3 protein-coding genes and 1 pseudogene are annotated in these 3,796 nt (G+C 62.5%); 3 read left to right on the forward strand and 1 reads right to left on the reverse strand.

Annotated elements, in window-relative coordinates:
* Positions 1-277: 277 nt before the first annotated feature.
* Positions 278-448 (reverse strand): annotated as a pseudogene (locus AC1DY5_RS46190) (LysR substrate-binding domain-containing protein); the annotation flags it as partial.
* Between the two features lie 510 nt (positions 449-958).
* Between AC1DY5_RS46190 and ltrA the strand changes: the two are divergent.
* From ltrA to AC1DY5_RS46205, 3 genes are all read left to right on the forward strand, one after another.
* Entirely contained in the window at positions 959-2,437 is a 1,479-nt protein-coding gene (gene ltrA, locus AC1DY5_RS46195; protein WP_478121092.1) for a group II intron reverse transcriptase/maturase, read from the forward strand.
* Positions 2,438-2,567: 130 nt separating this feature from the next.
* On the forward strand, positions 2,568-2,792 hold the full coding sequence (locus tag AC1DY5_RS46200) for a hypothetical protein (RefSeq protein ID WP_478121093.1): 225 nt from the start codon (positions 2,568-2,570) through the stop codon (positions 2,790-2,792).
* Between the two features lie 124 nt (positions 2,793-2,916).
* The coding region (locus AC1DY5_RS46205; protein WP_478121094.1) for a reverse transcriptase domain-containing protein at positions 2,917-3,796 on the forward strand (880 nt) is incomplete at its 3' end.

A 3,796-nucleotide genomic window follows, 5' to 3' on the forward strand; every position in this document is an offset into this window, starting at 1 on the left:
TCAAGGACGGGCATCTTCCCCTCAATCAGCCGCGTTCGCGCCGCTTGCACTGCTGCTTTGTGCACCAGCTCCGGCAAGGTGCGTCCGTTCAGATAGTGGGCGACCAAGGCTTCGGCGGCTACAAGAAAGAGGGCCATGGCGTGTCTCCCCAGGCCCCTCGGGGGGCATATAGACCTCAGCGGAGAGCGCCTCGCTGGTCCAGAGTGCCAGATCCCCCGATGTGGCCGGTGTCCGTGATCACTCGGCGTCGCTGGTAGGGGATGCCAAGGCACCGCTCTTTACGAGCGGCAACCCCGGGCGCGAGCTCGAAGCCGCCCGCGATGGCTGCATCGAATCCCTCCGAAATGAGGTCGACCCGTCGGTTGTCCCAATGCCAGTCCGACTGAACAGCTGGGTATCGCGCAATGAAGCCCGGCAGCAGAGGCAGCACATAGTCGGCGCCAAAGCCCAGGCGTCGTGGCTGAACATGGTCGAGCGCTTCTTCCGCGACATCTCGGAGAACCGCATCCGGCGCGACAGCTTCACCAGCGTGCCCGAACTGGAACTGGCCATCGATCTGTACGTGGCCCACCACAACGCCAACCCCAAACCCTTCATCTGGAGTGCGCCGGGAGACCGGCAAGGAGTAAAGGGTGCAAGTCCCTGACAACAAAGAAGTAGCGAATCATGTTGTCCCCGAGTCATGCGCGTCACACCGCGAGGTGCGGCGCGAAGCGTTGACAGGGGTACGCATAGGCCAGCCATTGAGCCGCGATAGGAAGGAAGTTTCGGGTGCCCACGCTGTTCCAAAAGCGGAAGGCAACACGTCTGGGCGCGTCATCGCGAGCACCCCGACGACCCGGCGTGGTCGGAGACCCTGGCATGTGCGCACGCTCCTTGCACGGGAACCGGGAGATCTCGGGTTTGACCAGCCGCCTCGGCGACTGGCCCGCATCGGGAAGGCGAGGAGCCGTAGCCGATGATGAACGGACCTGAGAAGTCAGACTCCGCCATAGTAGCGATGAAGCCTGCGAACAAAGTCGGGCGACCGGCTGCGGAGTGGGTGGAGCCAAGGGCGGGGACCAAGGGGAACACGGGCCAATCGCACACGCGACGGACACAGAGCCGCGGTAGCGTGTCACAGGGGCTGGACCGTGTACGCAACGCTGCAAGGCAGCGGAAGAAGGAAAAGTTCACGGCGCTGCTGCACCACGTGACGGTCGAATTGCTGCGGGACGCGTTCCTGGCGCTCAAGCGCCGTGCCGCACCCGGAGTGGACGGCGTGACGTGGCAGGACTACGAGGCGAACCTGGAGGGCAACCTTCGGGAGCTGCATGCAAGGGTCCATAGTGGCAGCTACCGGGCGCTGCCCGTCAGGCGGCGGTTCATACCGAAGTCGGACGGCAAACAACGCCCACTGGGAATCGCGGCGCTAGAAGACAAGATCGTCCAGCGCGCGGTCGTCGCTGTGCTCAACGCCATCTATGAGGAAGACTTCCTCGGCTTCTCGTACGGGTTCCGACCCGGACGCAGCCAGCATGACGCGTTGGACGCACTGTCGGTGGCGATAGGCGATACCCCGGTGAACTGGATTCTCGACGCCGATATTCGAGGCTTCTTCGATTCGGTCAGCCAGGAATGGCTCGTCCGATTCCTGGAGCATCGGATTGGCGACGAGCGCGTCATCCGTCTTGTGCGCAAGTGGCTCAAGGCGGGCGTCCTGGAAGACGGGAACTGGAGCGTCAGTGAGATGGGGACACCTCAAGGGGCAGTGGTTTCACCGCTGCTCGCGAACGTCTACCTGCACTATGTCTTCGATCTCTGGGCCAAGCAATGGCGACGGCGCGAAGCCACTGGCAACGTGATCGTCGTGCGCTACGCCGACGACATCGTGGTCGGCTTCGAGCACGAAGCTGATGCGCGGCGATTCTGGGACGCGATGCGAACGAGGTTCGAGCAATTCTCGCTCGAGCTTCACGGGGAGAAGACCAGACTGCTGGAGTTCGGCCGCTTTGCGGCGACACGACGAAAGCGGCGCGGGTTGGGTAAGCCAGAAACCTTTACGTTCCTGGGCTTTATCTTCATYTGTGGAAAGACCCGCGGTGGAGCCTTCCAGCTCCTGCGAAAGACAAGGGGTGACCGCATGATGGCGAGGCTCAAGGAGATCAAGGCGCAGCTTCGGGAACGCATGCACGAWGCCATCCCCGAACAGGGCAAATGGCTGAAGGCCGTGATCACGGGCTACTTCGCGTATCACGCGGTGCCCACGAATCAGCGGGCACTGCAGGCCTTCCGATACCACGTCACCGACCTCTGGCGACGCACGCTTCGGCGGCGTAGTCAGAAGGACGGCCTGACGTGGGAACGGATGACGAAGCTCGCCGCACACTGGCTCCCGACACCCCGAATCCTTCATCCATGGCCGAACCAGCGCTTTGCCGTCAAACACCCGAGGTAGGAGCCGGATGCCCGAATCGGGCACGTCCGGATCTGTGCGGGGGGTGCCCGGTAACGGGCATCCCTACCGCGATGTGCGCCCAGCATGGGCGCAAACCTGCGGGTGCAAGTCCCGCCACGAGCTGGTCACAGTGAGTGAAGTGAAGCGCAACTGCATGAGGGTGACCGAATGTGGGGAGGAAGCGTGGAGCGTAAATCGTGAGCCGATGGACAAAAACTGCATAGAAGGCGCTGCCAAGCAGGGCGAGCGGGCATCGAACCGCGAAGCTCTTGTGACCAAAGCGAAGCGGCGTAGATGCGGCGGCTGTGCGATGAAGGTTTGCGTCCTTACCTGGGGAGACCTCGCCTATGCCTGAAAGGGCGACAGCGCATGCTGGAGCGAGGAGTCAGCAGAGGTCGTAGTAGTGCCAGTAGCGGGCCGATGAGGCAGAAGCAAAGCACGAAGGACCGAACGAGAGTGAGTGACCGAGGACAGAAGAGATGTTAAAGGCCAAGCGTCAGATGTCGGACCAATCCGGGCGGGTGAGCGTAGCGCAYGGTGAAGCTGTGCGCGATCCCATCAGCGACGAAGCCTGCGACCCGCTCTCTGCACCCCCGGACATAGGGTCGGCAAGGTCGAAGGCGGGCACAGGTGGCCTGCTGGAAGCGGCGCTGACAAGAGAGAACCTGCAAGCAGCGTGGAAGCGGGTCAAGGCCAACAAGGGTGCAGCTGGGGTGGACGGGCTCGACATCGARCACACTGCCCAGAAGTTACGCACGCAGTGGTCCCAAATCCGTCAAGAGCTGTTGGCGGGCACGTACCGGCCAAGCCCGGTGCGAAGGGTGATGATTCCCAAACCCGATGGGAGCCAGCGTGAGCTTGGCATTCCGACGGTGCTGGATCGATTGATCCAGCAGGCACTGTTGCAAGTGCTGCAACCCCTGATCGATCCTACATTCAGCGAACACAGCCACGGGTTTCGTCCTGGACGAGGTGCGCTCGCCGCGGTAAAGGCCGCGCGGGAGTACGTTCAATCGGGCAAACGTGTGGTGGTGGACGTGGATCTGTCGAAGTTTTTCGACCGGATAAACCACGACATTCTGATCGACAGATTCAGAAGACGCGTCGACGATGCCGGTGTGATCCGGCTGATTCGGGCGTACCTGAACGCTGGGATCATGGATGGAGGGGTGGTGCTGGATCGCCAACAGGGTACTCCRCAGGGTGGGCCAAGCACTCCACGTACGCAACAACGAACTTTTGGCGGAAGTGCCGCCGCCCGACACGGGCATGCTCGGATCTGCCGCACCTGTCGCGCCTCCACCAGAGGGACGGTTGGTGTTCGGGATCGAGTGTCGGATGGTGATGTTGTCCTTGCCG

It is taken from the genome of Variovorax sp. P4_D9 (assembly GCF_056401695.1).